The sequence below is a fragment of the Solihabitans fulvus genome, from assembly GCF_008386585.1.
Classification (GTDB): Bacteria; Actinomycetota; Actinomycetes; order Mycobacteriales; family Pseudonocardiaceae; genus Solihabitans; species Solihabitans fulvus.
The window spans coordinates 1-255 of the sequence record NZ_VUOB01000422.1; the positions used below are offsets into that span (position 1 = coordinate 1).

The 255-nt window shown below is 51.8% G+C and carries 1 protein-coding gene; it reads right to left on the reverse strand.

Annotated elements, in window-relative coordinates; genetic code table 11:
- A partial coding sequence (locus F0L68_RS46220; protein WP_149855493.1) for a hypothetical protein occupies positions 1–235 on the reverse strand: 235 nt, incomplete at its 3' end.
- Between the last annotated feature and the right edge of the window lie 20 nt (positions 236–255).

The window sequence follows — 255 nt, forward strand, 5'->3', positions numbered from 1 at the left end:
TCCGTCTCTTGTCAATGATCAGATTGTTAACTACATTTTGAACGATGCTGCCCTGGCCTTGGCTCTCGTATTCCAAGCTCTTACGTACAGCACTGTCGTAGTCACCGGTGAGGATGCTGTTGTACAGTTTGTCCTCGAGGTCTTGGTTAGAAGGGCTCATGCTGTCCGCGGATAGTTCCACGACGCCGGCGCTGGCGGCGAGCACGCACATTGCGAACACAACGAGAAGTTTCATTTTGTTAGGAGCCTTTTCCG